The following is a 21,272-nucleotide window of genomic DNA, read 5'->3' on the forward strand; positions in this document are numbered from 1 at the left end:
TCCGGCAATTAACGTACCGCCCCCGCAATCCATGCCGACAGCTCCCGCAACTCGTTTTCCTGCTCCGGGAAATCCCCCAACAGCGCATCACACTCCTGCGCAAGCACGTCAGAGCGATACAAACAGCCCTGCAAGCGTGACGCCAGTGCCTCCAGCGGTGCCGGGTTCAGGCTGTCGGTAAAAATCTGCGTGCGGGTAATATGGCCTTTCTCAACGTCGAAATGCAGCTCGATGCCGCCCCAGGTAAATCGTTGATCCAGCAGGTGGCTGAAGGCGGGCGCCTGGCCAAAATTCCACTCCCAGCTGCTCTGGCGGGCAAAGGTTTCGGCGAAGGCCGGTAAATCCGGCAGGGCTTCCGGCGAGATATGCTCGGCCTCAACGCGCTGCGCGTAGTAGTCGAAGAAGGCTTCGCGCAGCGCCGCAAAAATATCTTCATAGGTCAGGCCCGGCAGCAGGTCGCCCAGATTGGCTACGCGCCCGCGAACGGAGGTGATGCCTTTGGCCTGAAGTTTTTTCGGGTCCGGATTGAGGTAGTTCGCAAGGCGGCTCAAATCTGCATTTAGCAGCAGCGTGCCGTGGTGAAATCCGCGATCCATGGTTTCTTTATAGGCCGAGCCCGATACCTTGCGCGCGCCTTGCGCGGTCATCACTTCCAGATCGTTTCGCCCGGACGCTTCGGCGTGAACGCCCAGCGAATTCAGCGCGTTGACGACGATGGCCGTCGACACGCTTTTATCGTATTCCGGCTTTCCGGCCATAAAGGTAAAGCAGGTGTTGCCCAGGTCGTGGAACACCGCGCCGCCGCCGCTGCTGCGCCTTGCCAGCCGCACGTTGTCCTCCTCCATGCGCCGGGTGTTGCACTCTTTCCACGGATTCTGCGCCCGGCCGATCACCACCGTATCGGCGTTACGCCATAAAAAGAGCACCCGCTGGGTGGCGGGCATCTGGCGGAAAATGCACTCTTCTACCGCCAGGTTGAACCAGGGATCGTGCGAGTCGGAAATAAGCAGGCGTAGCCTGGACATATCAGGAATCCTTTTCTTCATCTTCTTTCACCTCGGTATTGGCGGTAAGAAGAAAGGGTGACTGCTGCCAGCGGGTGCGCTTGCCCTGCAGCAGCGTGCGGGTCAGCACTATGCCGATCGCCAGCGCCAGCAGCATCATCAGGCGCAGAATATTGGTGGTGTTATCCACCTGTTTGGCTTCCGTGGGCAGGCTGTGGGTATCAAGCGTGATGCGCAGATAGCCGATGGGGCTGTCTTTTTCGACAATCGGCTCGACGATCTGCTGGTTAAAATAGCTGCCCGCTTTTTTGCCGTCTAACGCCAGGCGGTCGCGGACGTCTATGCCTTCGCCCGCCCTTGCCACCTGATCGCCTTCGTCGTTATAGACGCCTGCGTCAAGGATCCGGCTGTCGCGGGTGAGCAAAGCCAGCAGGGTACCGATGCGTTTTTCATCCGGGTTTTCAGATTTCATCAGGGGAATCAGGCTGTAGCTGACCTGGCGCGCCAGCGTGCGGGCCAGCTCTTCAAGCTGCACGTTGCGGGCCTGCTGGTGTCCCTGGCTAAACCAGGACGCGCCCTGCATCAGCGCGACCAAAAGTGCGAGGCAGATGAGAACAATCACTGCGCGATGCAGCCTGAATTTCATTTTTGCACGAGCCATAATGCACCTTCGGAAAATTGCTTACTTTAATGTTGCCAGAAGCGGCGTGGACAGGGTAGCCTCATGCGTTGTTTTGTACCGGCCTTTATCTTTTTTCAGGAGCTGTAATGCCAAATAGTTTGACCTGGTGCGACTTGCCCAACGATGTTGCCCTCTGGCCTGGATTGCCATTATCGTTAAGCGGTGATGAAGTCATGCCGCTGGATTATCGCGCGGGCCCGCAGCGGCTGGCTCCTGTATGGCCGGAATCTCGATAAGGCGTGCCTTAACCGCTACCAGCGCAAGCTGGGCGCCGCGATGGTGATCGTGACCGCCTGGTGCGTGGAAGATTATCAGGTTATCCGCCTCGCGGGTTCGTTAACCCCAAGAGCGACGAAGCTTGCTCACGAGGCCGGTCTGGACGTCGCCCCGCTGGGCAAAATCCCCCACCTGCGCACGCCGGGCCTGCTGGTGATGGATATGGACTCCACCGCGATTCAAATCGAATGCATTGATGAGATTGCTAAACTCGCCGGGACGGGCGAGCTGGTGGCGGAGGTGACCGAACGCGCCATGCGTGGCGAGCTGGATTTTACCGCCAGCCTGAAACAACGCGTGGGCACCCTGAAAGGGGCGGACGCATCGATTTTGCGCCAGGTGCTTAACGATCTTCCGCTGATGCCGGGCCTGACGTCGCTGGTGCTAAAGCTTGAGTCTCTCGGCTGGAAAGTCGCCATCGCCTCCGGCGGCTTCACCTTCTTTGCGGAACACCTGCGCGACAGGCTGCATCTTACCGCCGTGGTGGCAAACGAGCTGGAAATTCGCGACGGCAAGCTGACCGGCGAGGTTATCGGCCAGATAGTCGATGCGCAGTTTAAGGCCGAGACGCTAAAGCAGCTGGCAATCAAATATGACATTCCCGTCGAGCAGACCGTTGCCATTGGCGACGGGGCTAATGATTTACCCATGATTCAGGCCGCCGGGCTGGGCATTGCTTACCATGCCAAGCCGAAAGTAAACGAAAAAACAGAAATCACTATCCGCCATGCCGACCTGATGGGCGTATTCTGTATTCTGTCCGGCAGTCTTATCCAGGAAGAACGTTAAGAGGTATTAAGGTGGCGAAAGCTCCAAAACGCGCATTTGTCTGTAATGAATGTGGTGCGGATTATCCGCGCTGGCAGGGGCAGTGCAGCGCCTGCCATGCATGGAATACCATCACGGAAGTGCGCATCGCCGCCTCGCCAACCGTCGCGCGCAACGAACGCTTGTCCGGCTATGCGGGCAGCGCCGGAGCAAGCCGGGTTCAAAAGCTCTCTGACATCAGCCTCGAAGAGCTGCCGCGTTTCTCAACCGGCTTTAAAGAGTTCGACCGCGTGCTGGGCGGCGGCGTCGTGCCGGGCAGCGCCATTCTGATTGGCGGCAACCCGGGCGCCGGTAAATCAACTTTGCTGCTGCAAACGTTGTGCAAACTCAGCGAGCAGATGAAAACCCTGTACGTCACCGGCGAAGAGTCTTTACAGCAGGTCGCCATGCGCGCCCACCGCTTAGGGCTGCCCACCGCCAACCTGAATATGCTTTCGGAAACCGGCATCGAGCAAATCTGCATGATTGCCGAAGAGGAAGCGCCGAAGCTGATGGTTATCGACTCCATCCAGGTGATGCACATGGCGGACGTGCAGTCTTCGCCGGGCAGCGTGGCGCAGGTGCGTGAATCTGCCGCATACCTTACGCGCTTTGCCAAGACGCGCGGCGTGGCCATTATTATGGTCGGCCACGTCACCAAAGACGGCTCCCTTGCCGGGCCCAAAGTGCTCGAGCACTGCATTGACTGTTCGGTGATGCTCGATGGCGACGCCGATTCGCGCTTTCGCACCCTGCGCAGCCATAAAAACCGCTTTGGCGCGGTTAACGAGCTGGGCGTGTTCGCCATGACGGAACAAGGGCCTGCGCGAAGTCAGCAACCCTTCCGCTATCTTTTTAAGCCGCGGCGATGAAATCACGCCGGGAAGCTCGGTGATGGTGGTCTGGGAAGGCACGCGCCCGCTGCTGGTAGAAATTCAGGCGCTGGTGGATCAGTCGATGATGTCCAACCCGCGCCGCGTGGCCGTTGGTCTCGAGCAGAACCGCCTTGCGATTCTGCTGGCGGTGCTGCACCGCCACGGCGGGCTGCAAATGGCGGATCAGGACGTCTTCGTCAACGTCGTGGGCGGCGTGAAGGTCACCGAAACCAGCGCCGACCTGGCGCTGCTGCTGGCGATGGTTTCCAGCCTGCGGAACAGGGCGCTGCCGCAGGATTTAGTGGTCTTTGGCGAAGTGGGGCTCGCGGGCGAAATTCGCCCGGTGCCAAGCGGCCAGGAACGTATCTCCGAGGCGGCGAAACACGGCTTTAAGCGTGCGATTGTTCCGCAGGCTAACGTGCCGAAAAAGCTGCCGGAAGGGATGCAGGTCTTCGGCGTGAAAAAACTCTCGGATGCGCTGACGGTCTTTGACGACTTATAATTGATTATTCGCCCATTTTTGCAAGAGGCAGGCAGCATGTCGTCTTTCGAGTACCTGAAGACCGCTATTCGCCAGCAGAGCGTGACGCTGCAGCAGGTCGCAGAAGCCTGCGGCATGACCAAGGGCTATCTTAGCCAGTTACTGAACGCCAAAATTAAAAGCCCGAGCGCCCAGAAGCTCGAAGCGCTGCACCGTTTTCTCGGCCTTGAATTCCCAAGGCGCGAGAAAAAAGTAGGCGTGGTGTTCGGGAAGTTTTACCCGCTGCATACCGGCCATATCTATTTAATCCAGCGCGCCGCAAGCCAGGTCGATGAGCTGCATATCATCATGGGCTATGACGAAACCCGCGACCGGCTGCTGTTTGAAGACAGCGCCATGTCGCAACAGCCCACCACCGGCGACCGTTTGCGCTGGCTGCTGCAGACCTTCAAATATCAAAAAAACATCCGTATTCATTCGTTTAACGAAGAGGGGATGGAGCCGTACCCGCACGGCTGGGACGTCTGGAGCCGCGGTATTAAAGCCTTTATGGAAAGCAAAGGCATCAACGCCGACCGCATCTACACCTCGGAAGAGAGCGACGCGCCGCGGTTTACCGAGCAGCTCGGCATCGAAACGGTGCTTATCGATCCGAAACGGACCTTTATGAATATCAGCGGCGGGCAGATTCGCGAAAACCCGTTCCGCTACTGGGAGTACATCCCGACCGAGGTGAAACCGTTCTTCGTCAGAACCGTGGCGATTCTGGGCGGGGAGTCGAGCGGCAAGTCGTGGATGGTGAACAAGCTCGCCAACATCTTCAACACCACCAGCGCCTGGGAGTACGGGCGGGATTATGTGTTTTCGCACCTCGGCGGCGATGAGATGGCGCTGCAGTATTCCGACTACGACAAGATTGCCATCGGTCACGCCCAGTACGTGGATTTTGCGGTGAAGTACGCCAATAAAGTGGCCTTTATCGATACCGACTTCGTTACCACCCAGGCCTTTTGCAAAAAGTACGAAGGGCGGGAGCATCCGTTCGTGCAGGCGCTTATCGATGAATACCGCTTCGACCTGGTTATCCTGCTGGAAAACAACACGCCGTGGGTAGCCGACGGGCTCAGAAGCCTTGGCAGCGACGCGGACAGAAAGTCCTTCCAGAATCTTTTGGTCTCGATGCTTGAAGAGAACAATATCAGCTACGTGCACGTTGAAGAGTCAGATTATGACTCCCGCTTCCTGCGCTGCGTTGAGCTGGTAAAGGATATGATTGGCGAGCAGGGGTAGCCTGTTTGCTTAAAAAAACGGGGCGCTCTGTGCGCCCCGTTTTCTTTACCTGGCAATACGTTTGTACTTGATACGCTTAGGCTCCAGCGCATCCGCGCCGAGGGTGCGTTTTTTGTACTCTTCGTATTCGGTAAAGTTACCTTCGAAGAATTCAACCTTGCCCTCATCCTGGTAATCCAGAATGTGGGTGGCGATACGGTCCAGGAACCAACGGTCGTGGGAGATAACCATCGCGCAGCCCGGGAACTCCAGCAGGGCGTTTTCCAGCGCGCGCAGGGTTTCAATATCCAGGTCGTTGGTTGGTTCATCGAGCAGCAGCATGTTGCCGCCCACCTGCAGCAGCTTCGCCAGGTGCAGACGACCGCGCTCACCGCCGGACAGCTCGCCTACGCGTTTGCCCTGGTCGACGCCTTTGAAGTTAAAGCGGCCGACGTAGGCGCGGCTTGGCATCTCGGTGTTGCCGATACGCATGATATCCTGGCCGCCGGAGACTTCTTCCCACACGGTTTTGCTGTTGTCCATCGAGTCACGGAACTGATCGACGGAGGCCAGCTTCACGGTTTCGCCCAGCTCAATGGTGCCGCTGTCAGGCTGTTCCTGACCGGACATCATGCGGAACAGGGTGGATTTACCCGCGCCGTTCGGGCCGATGATGCCGACAATCGCGCCTTTCGGCACGGAGAAGGACAGATCGTCAATCAGCACGCGGTCGCCGTAGGACTTACGCAGGTTGGTAACCTCAACGACCTTATCGCCCAGGCGCGCGCCCGGTGGAATAAACAGTTCGTTGGTTTCGTTACGTTTCTGGTATTCGGTATTGTTGAGCTCTTCAAAGCGGGCCAGACGCGCCTTGCCTTTCGACTGACGGCCTTTCGCGCCCTGGCGCACCCACTCCAGCTCTTTCTCGATGGACTTACGGCGGGCCGCTTCCTGAGAGGCTTCCTGCGCCAGACGCTGGTCTTTCTGCTCAAGCCAGGAGGAGTAGTTGCCTTCCCACGGGATGCCTTCGCCGCGGTCCAGTTCCAGAATCCAGCCCGCGACGTTATCAAGGAAGTAACGGTCGTGGGTAATCGCCACAACGGTGCCTTCGAAGTCGTGCAGGAAGCGTTCCAGCCAGGCCACGGATTCCGCATCCAGGTGGTTGGTCGGTTCGTCGAGCAGCAGCATATCCGGTTTTTCGAGCAGCAGACGGCACAGCGCCACGCGGCGGCGTTCACCACCGGAGAGGTTAGCGATTTTCGCATCCCAGTCCGGCAGGCGCAGCGCGTCGGCCGCGCGCTCAAGCTGCACGTTCAGGTTATGGCCGTCGTGCGCCTGGATGATTTCTTCAAACTTGCCTTGCTGGGCCGCGAGCTTATCGAAGTCGGCATCCGGTTCGGCGTACAGCGCGTACACTTCATCCAGGCCTTTCAGGGCGTTGACCACTTCGGAAACGGCTTCTTCAACGGACTCACGAACCGTGTGCTCAAGGTTGAGCTGCGGTTCCTGAGGCAGATAACCGATTTTCAGACCGGGCTGCGGACGGGCTTCGCCTTCAATTTCGGTATCGATGCCGGCCATGATGCGCAGCAGAGTGGATTTACCGGCACCGTTCAGACCCAGCACGCCGATCTTGGCGCCAGGGAAGAAACTGAGCGAGATATTTTTGAGAATATGACGTTTCGGCGGAACGACTTTGCCGACACGATGCATGGTATAAACGAATTGAGCCACAGTGCGACTTCGCCTCTTTTTCGTGATTTAAGGGTAGCGTATCAGTGGCGAAGTGTAGCCGTTTTCAGCAGCTAATCCCAGCAGGGCGCTCGGGTTGTGTTACCCAAAGCGGCCTTAAAGCGTTTATTGGCAAAATATCTGCAACGGGCGTGGCGCAACGGGCGCCCCCTGGTTAGCATGAAGATAACGTGGTGGCATGATGCCGCCTTGAGAATGTGAGGAGAACTTGTGGGGAAATCCAGACAGGTTGTGTGGCGTATGCTGGCCGCAGGCGTTTGCCTGGCCACAATCGCCGGTGTGGCTCGGGCCGATTCGCTCGATGAGCAACGCAGCCGCTATGCACAAATCAAACAGGCGTGGGACAACAGGCAAATGGACGTGGTGCAGCAGATGCTGCCCGGTTTGCAGGATTACCCGCTCTATCCTTATCTGCAGTATCGCCTGCTCACCGATGATTTAATGAACGAGCCGACGGTGGCCGTCAGCCAGTTTATCCAGGCCAATCCTACGCTGCCTCCAGCGCGCGCGCTGAAATCCCGCTTTGTAAACGAACTGGCGCGCCGCGAAGACTGGCGCGGGCTGCTGGCCTTCAGCCCGGAGCCGCCGGGCACGACGGAAGCTAAATGTAATTACTACTACGCGAAGTGGAACACCGGACAGGCCGATGCCGCCTGGAGCGGGGCGAAAGAGCTGTGGCTGAGCGGCAAGAACCTGCCTGCGAGCTGCGATCGCCTGTTCTCGGCCTGGCGTTCATCCGGGACGCAGGATCCGCTGGCGTATCTGGAGCGTATTCGTCTGGCGATGAAAGAGGGCAATGCTTCGCTGGTGACGAATCTGGCAAACCAGATGCCGGCGGATTACCAGACGATTGCCAGCTCGCTTATCAGCCTGCAAAACGATCCCAATACGGTGCTCACTTTTGCCCGTACCGTCGGGGCGACGGATTTTACGCGCCAGGCGGCTGCGGTAGCCTTTACCCGCATTGCGCGTCAGGACGCGGAAAACGCCCGGCTGATGATCCCGTCGCTGGTGCAGGCCCAGCAGCTGAACGAAGACCAGGCCCAGCAGCTGAAAGAGACCGTGGCCTGGCTATTGATGGGCAACGATATCACCTCTGAGCAGGCCAGCTGGCGCGACGACGTGATTATGCGCTCGCAGTCGACCTCGCTTATCGAGCGCCGCGTGCGCATGGCGCTGGGCGCAGGGGATCGCGCCGGGCTGAACACCTGGCTTGCGCGCCTGCCGATGGACGCCAAAGAAAAAGACGAATGGCGGTACTGGCAGGCCGACCTGCTGCTTGAGCGCGGGCGCGAAGACGAAGCGAAAGAGATCCTTCGTTCCCTGATGCAGCAGCGCGGTTTTTACCCGATGATCGCAGCCCAGCGTCTGGGCGAAGATTATCCGCTGCGCGTGGATAAAGCCGTGGCGGTGAACCCGGCGCTGGTGCAGGGGCCTGAAATGGCGCGCGTGCGCGAGCTGATGTACTGGAATATGGATAACACCGCCCGCAGCGAATGGGCGAATCTGATAACCAGCCGCAGCAAACCCGAGCAGGAAGGGCTGGCGCGTTACGCATTCGATCAAAACTGGTGGGATCTGAGCGTTCAGGCGACGATCGCGGGCAAGCTGTGGGATCACCTCGAAGAGCGTTTCCCGCTGGCCTACAAAGAGACTTTTGCGCGCTATGTCAGCGGCAAGGATATTTCGCAAAGCTACGCGATGGCCATTGCCCGGCAGGAAAGCGCCTGGAACCCGAAAGTGCGCTCGCCTGTGGGAGCGAGCGGCCTGATGCAGGTGATGCCGGCGACGGCGGCCCATACGGCGCAAAAATTTGGCATCGCGGGCTACTCAAGCCCCGGCCAGCTGCTCGATCCCGATACGAATATCAATATCGGCACCACGTATTTAGAGTCGGTGTATCAGCAGTTTGAGAACAACCGTATTTTCTCATCGGCGGCGTATAACGCCGGGCCCGGACGGGTCAGAACCTGGCTTGGCAACAGCGCGGGGCGCATCGATGCGGTCGCCTTTGTGGAAAGTATTCCGTTCTCCGAAACGCGCGGCTATGTGAAAAACGTGCTGGCCTATGACGCCTACTATAAGTATTTCATGGGCAAATCGGCGCCGCTATTGACCGACGCCGAGTGGCGACGCCGTTATTGAGTTGCGGGAGTTTATGTTATGCTGCTGTACTAGTTAAATAGTATGGTGGCATAACATGACCCAGCTCTCTCAATACTCGGCGGCGCAGGCCGAGCAAAGCAATCAGGAATGGCTTCGCTTTGTGGATTTGCTGCAAAAATCTTTTGATAAGCAGCTTCATCTGCCGCTTTTAGCCCTGCTGCTTACGCCGGATGAACGTGCCGCTTTGGGCACCCGCGTCAGAATCATTGAAGAGTTGCTAAAGGGGGAAATGAGCCAGCGCGAGCTAAAAAACGAGCTTGGCGCGGGCATTGCCACTATTACGCGCGGTTCCAACAGCCTGAAATCCGCTCCGCCCGAGCTTTGCCAGTGGCTGGAGCAGGAGCTGCTAGGCAAGGGCGGCTAGCGGTAAATCTCGTTGTGGAACGGGCTCAAAGCTAATATTACCGCCTGGTGATAAACGCTGCTGCGCGTGAGCTTGCCGGCGGTAAATACGCCAATCGCGCCTTCTTTGCGGCCGATTTTGTCGATGCCCGTATAGGCCGACATCACCGGGCCCAGCGCCTCGCCCGCTTTTACCTTCTCCAGAATCACTTCCGGCAACGGCAGCGTGGCCGAACGCGCTTCGCCACGCGTACCGCGGTTTTCGATAACCACCCAGCTGAACGTGCTGCCCTCATCAATGCCGGCTTCTATCGCCACCCAAAAATCCGCCGCGGGCCGAAGCCGGCGCGCGTTTATCACGCGGCATCGTGCGCCAGTTCGCGTTTCACTGTTTCCGAAGGGCTGTTCCGGCACGCCGCTCTCGACGGCCACGGACTCAATATGGCAGGATCCCTCGCCATAGATTTCGTCAAATGCCTGCAGAATAGCCTGAATTTTGGCAGGATTAGTTGTGGCGCAGACGACATGGTACATAATCACTGAAACTCTGAAGATTTTTGTTGCAGCAGTATAACGGATAAAACGCATGTTACAGGTATACCTTGTTCGCCATGGTGAAACGCAGTGGAATGCGGAGCGCCGCATTCAGGGCCAGTCAGACAGCGCGCTGACTGAAAAAGGGGAGCGTCAGGCATGGCAGGTGGCCGAACGCGTGAAGGCCCTTGGCATTACTCACGTTATCGCCAGCGATTTAGGGCGTACGCGTCGTACGGCAGAGATTATTGCGCAGGCTTGCGGGTGCGATGTCACTCTTGATGCGCGCCTGCGTGAACTGGATATGGGCGTGCTCGAACGCCGCCATCTGGATACCCTGAGCGAAGAGGAAGAGGGCTGGCGTCGTCTGCTGGTAAACGGCACGCCGGACGGCCGCATTCCCGAAGGGGAGTCGATGCTGGAAATGAGCGAACGCATGCACGCGGCGCTTAACGCCTGCCGCGACCTGCCCGCGGGAAGCCGTCCGCTGCTGGTGAGCCACGGCATGGCGCTGGGTTGCCTGGTCAGCACGATTCTGGGCCTGCCGGCCTGGGCAGAACGCCGTTTGCGTTTGCGAAACTGTTCTATTTCGCGCGTCGATCATCAGGAAAGCCCGTGGCTTGCGCCAGGCTGGGTGGTGGAAACGGCAGGCGACATCTCGCATTTAGATGCCCCTGCGTTAGACGAACTGCAGCGTTAACGTCGTACCGGAATTAGATATTCACAGCGGATTTGCCGCGGCCTGCCTTCCACCCGGGCTTCTTCCTGCGGGAAGAAGCGCTCGATGTCCTGGCCTTTACGGCGGGTCAGGTTGAGCGACGGCATGCAGGTGCCATAGACGGTCAGAATAAAGTCCTGCAGCCCCGTGCCCGGCCCTTCATAGTTAAACTGGACGTAATCGCCGCCTTCAAGCGTAACCGGATGCGAATCCGGCAGGAAGCCGTTGGCCATCTCCGGCGTCAGCGCCGTGGTGTAGAACACCTCCTGCTCGTCGTCTTTCTCGATGCTCGGACGCGGCTCGTGCAGGCCGTACAGCACGCGAGGAAGCGTAGGCGCATTGCCAAGGAACTGGGTCCAGAACTGAATCCGCATCTCGTTGCGGAAATCGGAGATCTGTTCAAGCGTGCAGCTGTAGCTTTGGGTGACGCCGACCAGGTGCGTTTCCGGCAGGGTAATAAAGTGCGCCTGCGGCGGCGTAAATTCTCCTGAACGCAGCGGCGGACACATGCCAAAAGCGCTCCAGTCCGGCGATCGGCGATATAACGCCGGCGTCTGGGCGAACTGTTTTTTAAAGGCGCGGGTAAACGTCTGTTGCGAATCAAAGCGATACTGAAGGGCAATATCAAGAATAGGACGAGCGGTAAGACGCAGCGCGACGGCGGATTTAGATAAGCGACGGGCACGAATATAGGCGCCGATTGCCTGCCCCGTTACGTCTTTAAACATCCTTTGTAGATGCCACTTGGAATAGCCTGCTTTTGCCGCAACGTTATCCAGCGCAAGTGGCTGATCCAGATGGCTTTCCAGCCAGGTAAGCAGATCGCGAATGATCGCAGCCTGATCCATAAAATATCCTCATCCTGACACAGCGAATGCCGAAATTATGGCCGGATAATAGCACTTTTTGTTCTTCTGGCATGGAGAGTTTTTTTTAGCAACCTGTGCCAAAATCAGCGTGTCCCACGTATGATTTTATTAATAACGTGATATTAAACGACTTTTTCCCCAAAGGCTGAATAGTCAACCGGGGTAATCTTTATTAATGGTAACAATATGAAATACAAAGTTTTAGCCGCAGCGGCTGCGGTAGCGATGCTCTCCCAGAGCGTTTTTGCGGAACAAATCGGTTCGGTGGATACGGTGTTTAAGGTGTTTGGGCCGGATCATAAAATCGTCGTCGAGGCCTTTGACGATCCGGATGTTAAAAACGTCACCTGCTACATTAGCCGGGCCAAAACGGGCGGCATCAAGGGCGGGCTGGGGCTGGCCGAAGATACGGCGGATGCGGCCATTTCCTGCCAGCAGGTTGGGCCGGTTGAGCTCAGCGAGAAAATTAAAACCGGCAAGTCGCAGGGAGAAGTGGTGTTCCAGAAGCGCACCTCGCTGGTCTTTAAAAAGCTGCAGGTGGTGCGTTTTTACGATGCGAAACGTAATGCCCTGGCGTACCTGGCCCTACTCCGACAAAGTGGTCGAGGGCTCACCGAAGAATGCGCTGAGCGCCGTGCCGATTATGCCGTGGCATTAACGGGAAGCAAAAGATGGGCGAGACCACCCTCTGGCTAGTCGAAGATGAAGCCAGCATCGCCGATACGCTTATCTATACGCTGCAGCAGGAAGGGTTCAGGGTGCGGGGTTTCGAGCGCGGATTGCCGGTGCTGCGCCGCCTGCAGAAGCAACGGCTGCTTCAGGCGGGCGACGTCCAGCAGATTGGCCGGTTCGAATTAAACGAGATGGCCGCGCAAATTTTCTGTTGCTGGCGGTTGCGGAGCATCTCGGCTTTAACGCCGCCTGGCTGCTGACCCGTCATCTCGACTGGTATGGGATGGGTAAAAAGGGGACGCGCGAAAAGGGCGCTCAACAGGATCCGCAGCGGTTCCGGCTGTGGAAGTAGATCGTTAACCCGGACAAAAGAAAAGGGCGGATAATCCGCCCTTTTGCAATACTGGCCGCCGGCCGCCTGAACTATTCCTGCAGATCGCCGCAGAAACGGTAACCTTCGCCGTGAATGGTGGCGATGATTTCAGGAGTATCCGGCGTGGATTCGAAATGTTTACGAATACGGCGGATGGTGACGTCAACGGTACGATCGTGCGGTTTGAGCTCACGCCCGGTCATTTTCTTCAGCAGCTCGGCGCGTGACTGAATCTTGCCTGGATTTTCACAGAAGTGCAGCATGGCGCGGAATTCACTGCGCGGCAGCTTGTACTGTTCGCCATTCGGGCTAACCAGAGAACGGCTGTTGATATCCAGCTCCCAGCCGTTGAACTTGTAGCTTTCAACCGAACGGCGTTCTTCGCTGATCGCGCCCAGATTCATGGTGCGGGACAGCAGGTTGCGGGCACGAATAGTCAGTTCACGCGGGTTGAAAGGTTTAGTGATGTAATCATCCGCGCCGATTTCAAGACCGAGAATCTTATCAACTTCGTTATCGCGGGCCAGTCAGGAACATCAGTGCCACGTTGGCTTGCTCGCGCAGTTCACGCGCCAGCAACAGGCCGTTTTTGCCCGGCAGGTTGATATCCATAATGACCAGGTTGATGTCATTATCTGAAAGGATTTGATGCATCTCTGCGCCATCTGTCGCTTCAAAGACATCGTAGCCTTCAGCTTCAAAAATGCTTTTTAACGTGTTGCGTGTTACTAACTCGTCTTCGACGATAAGAATGTGCGGGGTCTGCATGTTCGCTACCTAAATTGCCAACTAAATCGAAACAGGAAGTACAAAAGTCCCTGACCTGCCTGGTACATGCCATAAATTAACATGTCGGGCTAAACGTGACTAAAGTACGTAATTGCGTTCTTGATGCACTTTCCATCAACGTCAACAACATCATTAGCTTGGTCGTGGGCGCTTTTCCCTCTGGACCCGACGGTGTCAAAAACGGCTGCTATCCTAACCATTTTAACAGCAACATAACAGGCAGGACCGCTTCAGACATCTGATAAAACTACGCTTCGTTGACATATATCAATTCCAATTGTAGCACGTTAACAGTTTGATGAAATCATCGTAGCCTATTGCTAGCCTGCGTCACAATTTTTTAATAATCAACGCCATTAAGCGTAAGTCGTCATAAAACCAACCGATTGGATTTACTTATGACAATCAGCGCTGTTTATCTATAATTAACAGCCAGATATCGTGTTTTTCACGCTTTTGCGCCTGAAAAATTATGCATCTCATTTATGTTTATATAACTTATATTGCGCAGGCGAATGTTGCATTAAAGTAAATTTGTGACGCGCATTATCATTTTACCGCCGGTTTTTTCCGGATTTGACGATTTTTAAGAGAGTTTTGATGCGCTTACCCATTATCCTGGTTTCACCTGCCAGAGCCGAAAACGTCGGCGCCGCCGCCCGTGCCATGAAGACTATGGGCTTTACGGAGCTGCGTATTGTTGCAAGCGACGCCCACCTGAAACCAGAAGCGCGCTGGGTGGCGCACGGCTCCGGAGATATCCTTGATAACGCACAGCATTTCCCGACGCTCGCCGCTGCGCTGCACGACGTAAATTTTACCGTTGCGACTACCGCCCGCAGCCGGGCCAGGTTTCATTACTACGCGACGCCGCAGGAGCTAATACCGCTGCTGGAAGAGAAGCGTGAATGGGTGGGAACCGCTGCGCTGGTTTTTGGACGCGAGGATTCCGGCCTGACCAATGAAGAGCTGGAGCTGGCCGACGTGCTGACCGGCGTACCTATGGCGGCGGATTACCCCTCGCTGAATTTAGGCCAGGCGGTGATGGTCTACTGCTACCAGCTTTCTTCCCTGATGCAGCTGCCGCAGGTAAAAAGTCAGCGGGCGGATGTTCAACAATTAAGCGCCTTACGCCTGCGCATAACGGCGCTGACCGGCCGTCTTGACGTCGCGGACGATCAGAAAATGGCCGACTGGCTACAGCAGCGTTTAGGACTGCTGACGCAGCGAGACACCGCGATGCTGCACCGTTTGCTGCACGATATCGAAATAAATCTGCCAGCTGATAATTCTGCGGATTCGATAGATGGCAGTGAAAGCGGGAAGTAGCCTCCCGGTTTAAACAGCGCGTTTATGCCATTTTCGCTGCGTTTTTCAGCGTGACGGTTGCAGGAAGTCCGCTTTGCTAAAAACAAAATTAAATTGACTTAGCAGGGCGGATACTTTAACCAATATAGGTAAATCAGATTAAGAGCACACAACATCCATGATTCGCACCAGCCCAATGACCACAATTATTACAACCACCATTACCACAGGTAACGGTGCGGGCTGACGCATAAAGGAAAAACGAAAAAAGCCCGCACCTGAACAGTGCGGGCTTTTTTTTCGACTAAAAATCAAGGGGTAATATCCAATGCGAGTGTTGAAATTCGGCGGTACGTCAGTGGCAAATGCGGAGCGGTTCCTGCGCGTTGCCGATATCCTGGAAAGTAATGCCAAACAGGGGCAGGTGGCCACCGTGCTGTCTGCCCCGGCAAAAATTACTAATCACCTGGTGGCGATGATTGAAAAAACCATCGGTGGACAGGATGCGCTGCCGAACATCAGCGACGCGGAGCGTATTTTTAGCGAGCTGCTCAACGGGCTTGCCGAAGCGCAGCCCGGCTTCCCGCTTGCCAGGCTTAAGGCCTTTGTCGAACAGGAGTTCGCCCAGCTCAAACACGTGCTGCACGGCATCAGCCTGCTGGGGCAGTGCCCGGACAGTATTAATGCGGCGATCATTTGCCGCGGCGAAAAGCTCTCTATCGCCATCATGGCCGCGCTCCTTGAAGCCCGCGGGCATAAGGTTACCGTTATCGATCCGGTCGAAAAACTACTCGCTATTGGCCATTACCTCGAATCCACCGTTGATATTACTGAATCCACCCGCCGCATCGCCGCAAGCCGCATCCCGGCTGACCACATGGTATTAATGGCGGGCTTTACCGCCGGCAATGAAAAAGGGGAGCTTGTGGTCTTAGGCCGCAACGGCTCCGATTATTCCGCTGCCGTGCTGGCGGCCCTGCCTGCGCGCCGACTGCTGTGAAATCTGGACCGACGTCGACGGCGTTTATACCTGCGACCCAAGACAGGTTCCCGACGCCAGGCTACTGAAATCGATGTCGTATCAGGAAGCCATGGAGCTGTCCTACTTCGGCGCCAAAGTCCTTCATCCCCGCACCATTACCCCCATCGCCCAGTTCCAGATCCCATGCCTTATCAAAAATACCGGCAACCCGCAGGCGCCGGGCACCCTGATCGGGGCTGAAAGCGATGAGGACGAACTGCCGGTTAAGGGCATCACCAACCTGAATAATATGGCGATGTTCAACGTTTCGGGGCCGGGCATGAAAGGCATGGTCGGCATGGCGGCCCGCGTTTTCGCGGCGATGTCCGGCGCCGGCATTTCCGTGGTGCTGATTACGCAATCTTCTTCTGAATACAGCATCAGCTTCTGCGTGCCGCAGGGTGACTGCGCCCGCGCCCGTCGCGCTATGGAAGAGGAGTTTTATCTGGAGCTGAAAGAAGGCCTGCTTGAGCCGCTGGCGATTATGGAGCACCTGGCGATCATCTCCGTGGTCGGCGACGGCATGCGTACGCTACGCGGCATTTCCGCAAAATTCTTTGCGGCGCTTGCCCGGGCGAACATTAATATCGTGGCAATCGCGCAGGGATCTTCCGAACGTTCAATCTCCGTGGTCGTCAGCAACGACGATGCGGTTACCGGCGTGCGCGTCACCCACCAGATGCTGTTCAACACCGACCAGGTTATCGAACTGTTCCTGATTGGCGTGGGCGGCGTGGGCGCCGCGCTGCTTGAGCAGGTAAAGCGCCAGCAGGCGTGGCTGAAAAAGAAACATATCGATCTGCGCGTCTGCGGGGTGGCAAATTCAAAGGCTCTGCTGACCAACGTACACGGCCTGGATCTGGAAAACTGGCAGGCGGAGCTGGCCGAGGCGAAAGAGCCGTTTAACCTGGGCCGCCTGATTCGCCTGGCAAAAGAATATCATCTGCTAAACCCGGTCATCGTCGACTGTACTTCAAGCCAGGCGGTGGCGGATCAGTATGCCGATTTCCTCGGCGAAGGCTTCCACGTGGTGACGCCAAATAAAAAGGCGAACACTTCCACCATGAATTACTACCACCAGATGCGTAACGCCGCGGCGAAGTCGCGTCGTAAATTCCTCTACGATACCAACGTCGGCGCGGGTCTGCCGGTTATCGAAAACCTGCAAAACCTGCTGAATGCCGGAGATGAGCTACGCCGTTTCTCCGGCATCCTTTCCGGCTCGCTGTCCTTTATCTTCGGCAAGCTTGATGAAGGCATGAGCCTGTCGGAAGCGACGCGGGTAGCACGTGAAATGGGCTATACCGAACCGGATCCGCGCGACGATCTTTCCGGTATGGACGTCGCGCGCAAGCTGCTGATTCTGGCCCGTGAAACGGGCAGCAACCTTGAGCTTTCCGACATCGTTATCGAACCGGTTCTGCCCGCATACTTCGATTCCACCGGCGACGTCGAATCCTTTATGGCGCGCCTGCCGCAGCTGGACGATGATTTCGCCGCTCGCGTGGCGAAGGCGCGCGATGAAGGCAAAGTGCTGCGTTTTGTGGGCGCCATCGAAGAAGACGGCAGCTGCAAAGTTAAAATTGACGCCGTGGACGGTAACGATCCACTGTATAAAGTGAAAAACGGCGAAAACGCGCTGGCCTTCTACAGCCATTATTACCAGCCGCTGCCTCTTGTGCTGCGCGGCTACGGTGCGGGCAACGATGTCACTGCTGCCGGCGTCTTTGCGGACCTGTTGCGCACCCTGTCATGGAAGTTAGGAGTTTAAGATGGTTAAAGTATACGCCCCGGCAAGCAGTGCCAACATGAGCGTCGGGTTTGATGTGCTGGGGGCGGCGGTTTCGCCGATAGATGGCTCGCTGCTGGGAGATTACGTCACCGTTGAGGCGGCGGACGCCTTCACGCTGAATAATATCGGGCGCTTTGCCGGTAAACTGCCGGCCGAACCGCGTGAGAACATCGTTTATCAGTGCTGGGAGCGCTTCTGCCAGGAGATCGGCAAAAAAGTTCCCGTAGCGATGACGCTGGAAAAAAGTATGCCGATAGGCTCGGGCCTCGGTTCGAGCGCCTGCTCGGTGGTCGCCGGGTTAATGGCGATGAATGAATATTGCGGCCGGCCGCTTAGCGATAACCGCCTGCTTAGCCTGATGGGCGAGCTGGAAGGGCGAATTTCGGGCAGCGTTCACTATGATAACGTCGCGCCGTGCTTCCTTGGCGGCATGCAGCTGATGATCGAGGAAAATGGCATTATCAGCCAGCCGGTGCCGGGCTTCGACGAGTGGCTGTGGGTGCTGGCGTATCCGGGGATTAAAGTCTCTACCGCCGAAGCCCGCGCCATTCTCCCGGCGCAGTATCGCCGCCAGGACTGCATCAGCCACGGCCGGCATCTCGCAGGCTTTATCCACGCCTGCCATACCCGTCAGCCGGGGCTTGCGGCGAAGCTGATGCGTGATGTCATCGCCGAGCCTTATCGCGCCAAACTGCTGCCTCGCTTTAATGAAGCGCGTCAGGCGGTGGCGGACATTGGCGCGCTGGCGAGCGGCATTTCGGGCTCGGGCCCGACCTTATTTGCGCTGTGCGATAACACCGATACCGCACAACGCGTGGCTGACTGGCTCAGCCAACATTATTTGCAGAATCAGGAAGGTTTTGTACATATTTGCCGTCTGGATACGGCTGGCGCACGAGTGCTGGGATAACGAATGAAACTCTATAACCTTAAAGATCATAACGAGCAGGTCAACTTTGCCCAGGCGGTTACGCAGGGCCTTGGCAAACAGCAGGGGCTGTTTTTCCCGCACGACCTGCCGGAGTTCGGGCTGACCGAAATCGACGAAATGCTGAAGATGGATTTCGTTTCGCGCAGCAGCAAAATCCTTTCTGCTTTTATCGGCGATGAAATTCCGCAGGAGCAGCTTAAAGAGCGCGTCAGCGCGGCTTTTGCTTTCCCGGCGCCGGTTAAAAGCGTCGAGGCGGATATTGGCTGCCTCGAACTGTTCCACGGCCCAACGCTGGCCTTTAAAGATTTCGGCGGCCGTTTTATGGCGCAGATGCTGACGCATATCAGCGGCGATAAGCCGGTCACTATTTTAACGGCTACCTCCGGCGATACCGGTGCGGCAGTCGCTCATGCCTTCTACGGCCTGAAAAACGTGCGTGTCGTGATCCTTTATCCGCGCGGTAAAATCAGCCCGCTGCAGGAAAAGCTGTTCTGCACGCTTGGCGGCAACATTGAAACCGTCGCTATTGACGGCGATTTCGATGCCTGCCAGGCGCTGGTGAAACAGGCGTTCGATGACGAAGAGCTGAAAACGGCGCTGGGATTAAACTCCGCCAACTCCATCAATATCAGCCGCCTGCTGGCGCAAATTTGCTACTACTTCGAGGCCGTAGCGCAGCTGCCGCAGGAAGCCCGCAATCAGCTGGTGATTTCCGTGCCGAGCGGCAACTTCGGCGATCTGACGGCTGGCCTGCTGGCAAAATCACTCGGCCTGCCGGTCAAACGCTTTATTGCAGCCACCAACGCCAACGACACGGTTCCGCGCTTCCTTGCCGACGGGAAATGGACGCCGAACACGACGGTCGCCACGCTTTCGAACGCGATGGACGTCAGCCAGCCAAACAACTGGCCGCGCGTGGAAGAGCTGTTCCGCCGCAAAATCTGGCGCCTGACCGAGCTGGGCTATGCCGCGCTGAGCGACGAAGAGACGAAGCAGGCGATGCTTGAGCTGCGGGCGAAAGGGTATATTTCCGAGCCCCATGCCGCTATCGCCTGGCGCGCGCTGCGCGACCAGCTGCAGCCGGGCGAATACGGTCTGTTCCTCGGAACGGCGCATCCGGCGAAGTTCAAAGAGAGCGTGGAAGAGATTCTGGGTGAGAAGCTGCCGCTGCCCGAAGAGCTGGCGTCGCGCGCTGATTTGCCGCTGCTGTCTCATCATCTGCCGGCAGATTTTGCCGCGCTGCGCGAACTGATGATGGCTAAAGCCTGACGGCCTGCCGATGGTTAACAAACCACCCTGCGGGGTGGTTTTTTTATGGCTGATTATGGAGAAAATAAGCAGAGAATGGGGAGGAAAAAAGTAGGAATTCCCATAAAATGCGGGCACTTAGATATTAGGATTGCGCAGGATAACAACCGGGCGTCAATCGGCATAAGCTCTCCCTAACGACCCATATCGGGCTATGAAGCAGTAAGGAGTGACTTATGTTGAAATCTATCGTTCTGGCGTTATCGTTTCTGGTGGTGACTCCTCTGGCCGTACAGGCGGCAGAAATAACCCTGGTTCCGGCAGTGAAGCTGCAAATTGGCGATCGGGACAATAACGGCAATTACTGGGACGGCGGCCACTGGCGCGACCGCGGCTGGTGGGGCAACCATTATGAGTGGCGCAGCAACCGCTGGCAGCCGCACAGGCACGATGACCATCATGACAACCACCGCGATCGCGATCGCCATGATAACCACTGGAACCACCGTTGATTTCAGCGGCGGGAGGGCTCTCCCGCCGCTTCGTTTTTACTGTTCGTGACGCTTAAACACCAGCTCGTTTTTGCCCGATGCCGCTTCGTCAAAGGAGTAGCCATCGCTGTTAAACGCGCAGAGCTGTTCAGGCTTGGTGAGCCGGTTTTCGATGATGTAACGACTCATCAGCCCACGCGCCTTCTTGGCGTAGAAGCTGATAACCTTAAACCTGCCGTTTTTCTCATCAAGGAACACGGGCTTGATAATCTCAGCCTGCAGCTTCTTCGGTTTTACCGCCTTAAAGTATTCGTCTGAAGCCAGGTTTATCAGGATGTTATCTCCCTGATCCGCCAGCGTCTGGTTCAGTTTTTCGGTAATGACGTCGCCCCAGAAATGATAAAGATCCCTGCCTTGCGGGTTCTCCAGACGAATGCCCATCTCCAGGCGGTACGGCTGCATCAGATCCAGCGGGCGCAGCACGCCATACAAGCCCGACAGCATACGCAGATGCCGTTGCGCAAAATCAAAATCCGCCTCGCTAAATTTTTCAGCTTCCAGACCGGTATACACGTCGCCTTTAAAAGCCAGAATAGCCTGGCGCGCGTTTTGCGCAGTGAAATCCGGGTGCCATTCGTGGAAGCGCGTTTCGTTGAGCGAGGGCCAGCTTGTCGCTGATGCTCATCAGCGAGGCGATCTGCGGCGCGCTGAGCTTACGGGCAAGACCAATCAGCTGCTGCGAATATTCCAGCAGCTCCGGTTGGGTATAGCGTTGTGTCGGCAGTTCGCTTTGATAATCAAGCGTTTTAGCGGGGGAAATAACAATCAGCATGTTCGCTCCTGGCAAATTATGCCGCCTACTTTAACAAATT

Annotated in this window: 14 protein-coding genes, 8 pseudogenes and 1 other annotated feature; of the genes and pseudogenes, 15 read left to right on the forward strand and 7 right to left on the reverse strand. The window is 56.8% G+C overall.

Annotated features, from left to right (window positions below; genetic code table 11):
• Positions 1-8: 8 nt before the first annotated feature.
• Positions 9-1,025, reverse strand: a complete 1,017-nt coding sequence (lplA, locus tag WLO32_RS02900; RefSeq protein ID WP_435947128.1) for a lipoate--protein ligase LplA — start codon at positions 1,023-1,025, stop codon at positions 9-11.
• Between the two features lies 1 nt (position 1,026).
• Positions 1,027-1,665 (reverse strand): YtjB family periplasmic protein, encoded by a 639-nt coding sequence (locus WLO32_RS02905; protein ID WP_435947129.1) that lies wholly within the window; start codon positions 1,663-1,665, stop codon positions 1,027-1,029.
• 107 nt (positions 1,666-1,772) lie between these two features.
• Here WLO32_RS02905 and serB point away from each other — a divergent pair.
• The 3 genes and pseudogenes from serB (at position 1,773) to nadR (ending at position 5,415) form a co-directional block, all read left to right on the forward strand.
• Positions 1,773-2,751, forward strand: a pseudogene (gene serB / locus WLO32_RS02910) (phosphoserine phosphatase).
• An 11-nt stretch (positions 2,752-2,762) separates the two neighbouring features.
• A pseudogene (gene radA / locus WLO32_RS02915) lies at positions 2,763-4,146 on the forward strand (DNA repair protein RadA).
• A gap of 36 nt (positions 4,147-4,182) precedes the next feature.
• Positions 4,183-5,415 (forward strand): multifunctional transcriptional regulator/nicotinamide-nucleotide adenylyltransferase/ribosylnicotinamide kinase NadR, encoded by a 1,233-nt coding sequence (gene nadR, locus WLO32_RS02920; protein ID WP_435947130.1) that lies wholly within the window; start codon positions 4,183-4,185, stop codon positions 5,413-5,415.
• 45 nt (positions 5,416-5,460) lie between these two features.
• On the opposite strand, the gene ettA is transcribed toward nadR, so the two are convergent.
• Positions 5,461-7,128: an energy-dependent translational throttle protein EttA gene (gene ettA, locus WLO32_RS02925; protein ID WP_435947131.1), complete on the reverse strand. Its 1,668-nt coding sequence runs from the start codon at positions 7,126-7,128 to the stop codon at positions 5,461-5,463.
• Positions 7,129-7,356: 228 nt separating this feature from the next.
• Between ettA and sltY the strand changes: the two genes are divergently transcribed.
• Both sltY and trpR read left to right on the forward strand, forming a co-directional pair.
• A complete protein-coding gene (gene sltY, locus WLO32_RS02930) occupies positions 7,357-9,291 on the forward strand; it encodes a murein transglycosylase (RefSeq protein WP_435947132.1) in 1,935 nt (644 codons plus the stop codon).
• A gap of 55 nt (positions 9,292-9,346) precedes the next feature.
• Positions 9,347-9,676, forward strand: a complete 330-nt coding sequence (gene trpR / locus WLO32_RS02935) for a trp operon repressor (RefSeq protein WP_435947133.1) — start codon at positions 9,347-9,349, stop codon at positions 9,674-9,676.
• On the opposite strand, the gene yjjX is transcribed toward trpR, so the two are convergent.
• Complete coding sequence (gene yjjX / locus WLO32_RS02940) at positions 9,673-10,188, reverse strand: inosine/xanthosine triphosphatase (RefSeq protein ID WP_435948233.1); 516 nt, start codon at positions 10,186-10,188, stop codon at positions 9,673-9,675. The genes trpR and yjjX overlap by 4 nt on opposite strands.
• A gap of 52 nt (positions 10,189-10,240) precedes the next feature.
• On the opposite strand from yjjX, the gene gpmB reads away from it, so the two are divergent.
• Positions 10,241-10,888, forward strand: a complete 648-nt coding sequence (gene gpmB / locus WLO32_RS02945) for a 2,3-diphosphoglycerate-dependent phosphoglycerate mutase GpmB (RefSeq protein ID WP_121267023.1) — start codon at positions 10,241-10,243, stop codon at positions 10,886-10,888.
• On the opposite strand, the gene robA is transcribed toward gpmB, so the two are convergent.
• Positions 10,885-11,754, reverse strand: a complete 870-nt coding sequence (gene robA / locus WLO32_RS02950) for an MDR efflux pump AcrAB transcriptional activator RobA (RefSeq protein WP_435947134.1) — start codon at positions 11,752-11,754, stop codon at positions 10,885-10,887. The genes gpmB and robA overlap by 4 nt on opposite strands.
• Before the next feature lie 207 nt (positions 11,755-11,961).
• Here robA and creA point away from each other — a divergent pair.
• Together creA and WLO32_RS02960 are read left to right on the forward strand one after the other, a co-directional pair.
• Positions 11,962-12,433 (forward strand): annotated as a pseudogene (gene creA / locus WLO32_RS02955) (protein CreA).
• A gap of 13 nt (positions 12,434-12,446) precedes the next feature.
• A pseudogene (locus tag WLO32_RS02960) lies at positions 12,447-12,584 on the forward strand (two-component system response regulator CreB); the annotation flags it as partial.
• 286 nt (positions 12,585-12,870) lie between these two features.
• Here WLO32_RS02960 and arcA read toward each other — a convergent pair.
• Positions 12,871-13,588 (reverse strand): annotated as a pseudogene (gene arcA, locus WLO32_RS02965) (two-component system response regulator ArcA).
• 95 nt (positions 13,589-13,683) lie between these two features.
• Here arcA and yjjY point away from each other — a divergent pair.
• The 7 genes and pseudogenes from yjjY to WLO32_RS03000 all read left to right on the forward strand — a co-directional run bounded on the left by yjjY (position 13,684) and on the right by WLO32_RS03000 (position 20,421).
• Positions 13,684-13,825, forward strand: a pseudogene (gene yjjY, locus WLO32_RS02970) (protein YjjY).
• Positions 13,826-14,209: 384 nt separating this feature from the next.
• Positions 14,210-14,938: a tRNA/rRNA methyltransferase gene (locus tag WLO32_RS02975; protein WP_435947135.1), complete on the forward strand. Its 729-nt coding sequence runs from the start codon at positions 14,210-14,212 to the stop codon at positions 14,936-14,938.
• Positions 14,939-15,102: 164 nt separating this feature from the next.
• Positions 15,103-15,219: a sequence feature (Thr leader region), on the forward strand.
• Positions 15,114-15,164, forward strand: a complete 51-nt coding sequence (locus WLO32_RS02980; protein ID WP_435948234.1) for a thr operon leader peptide — start codon at positions 15,114-15,116, stop codon at positions 15,162-15,164. (Overlaps the previous feature by 51 nt.)
• 26 nt (positions 15,220-15,245) lie before the next feature.
• Positions 15,246-17,709 (forward strand): annotated as a pseudogene (thrA, locus tag WLO32_RS02985) (bifunctional aspartate kinase/homoserine dehydrogenase I).
• A gap of 1 nt (position 17,710) precedes the next feature.
• Positions 17,711-18,640, forward strand: a complete 930-nt coding sequence (thrB, locus tag WLO32_RS02990) for a homoserine kinase (RefSeq protein WP_435947136.1) — start codon at positions 17,711-17,713, stop codon at positions 18,638-18,640.
• A 3-nt stretch (positions 18,641-18,643) separates the two neighbouring features.
• The gene (gene thrC / locus WLO32_RS02995; protein WP_435947137.1) at positions 18,644-19,930 is read left to right on the forward strand and encodes a threonine synthase; all 1,287 of its coding nucleotides are present in this window, start codon (positions 18,644-18,646) and stop codon (positions 19,928-19,930) included.
• A 215-nt stretch (positions 19,931-20,145) separates the two neighbouring features.
• A complete protein-coding gene (locus WLO32_RS03000; RefSeq protein WP_435947138.1) occupies positions 20,146-20,421 on the forward strand; it encodes a DUF2502 domain-containing protein in 276 nt (91 codons plus the stop codon).
• 36 nt (positions 20,422-20,457) lie between these two features.
• Here WLO32_RS03000 and yaaA read toward each other — a convergent pair.
• Positions 20,458-21,232 (reverse strand): annotated as a pseudogene (yaaA, locus tag WLO32_RS03005) (peroxide stress protein YaaA).
• Between the last annotated feature and the right edge of the window lie 40 nt (positions 21,233-21,272).

The sequence above is a fragment of the Dryocola mayonis genome (assembly GCF_051307045.1).
GTDB lineage: Bacteria > Pseudomonadota > Gammaproteobacteria > Enterobacterales > Enterobacteriaceae > Dryocola.

Bases quoted from the DNA above. Each gene is read 5' to 3' on its own strand.
- lplA (WP_435947128.1), bottom strand. From the start codon at position 1,025: ATGTCCAGGCTACGCCTGCTTATTTCCGACTCGCACGATCCCTGGTTC.
- WLO32_RS02905 (WP_435947129.1), bottom strand. From the start codon at position 1,665: ATGGCTCGTGCAAAAATGAAATTCAGGCTGCATCGCGCAGTGATTGTT.
- nadR (WP_435947130.1), top strand. From the start codon at position 4,183: ATGTCGTCTTTCGAGTACCTGAAGACCGCTATTCGCCAGCAGAGCGTG.
- trpR (WP_435947133.1), top strand. From the start codon at position 9,347: ATGACCCAGCTCTCTCAATACTCGGCGGCGCAGGCCGAGCAAAGCAAT.
- yjjX (WP_435948233.1), bottom strand. From the start codon at position 10,188: ATGTACCATGTCGTCTGCGCCACAACTAATCCTGCCAAAATTCAGGCT.
- gpmB (WP_121267023.1), top strand. From the start codon at position 10,241: ATGTTACAGGTATACCTTGTTCGCCATGGTGAAACGCAGTGGAATGCG.
- robA (WP_435947134.1), bottom strand. From the start codon at position 11,754: ATGGATCAGGCTGCGATCATTCGCGATCTGCTTACCTGGCTGGAAAGC.
- WLO32_RS02975 (WP_435947135.1), top strand. From the start codon at position 14,210: ATGCGCTTACCCATTATCCTGGTTTCACCTGCCAGAGCCGAAAACGTC.
- thrB (WP_435947136.1), top strand. From the start codon at position 17,711: ATGGTTAAAGTATACGCCCCGGCAAGCAGTGCCAACATGAGCGTCGGG.
- thrC (WP_435947137.1), top strand. From the start codon at position 18,644: ATGAAACTCTATAACCTTAAAGATCATAACGAGCAGGTCAACTTTGCC.
- WLO32_RS03000 (WP_435947138.1), top strand. From the start codon at position 20,146: ATGTTGAAATCTATCGTTCTGGCGTTATCGTTTCTGGTGGTGACTCCT.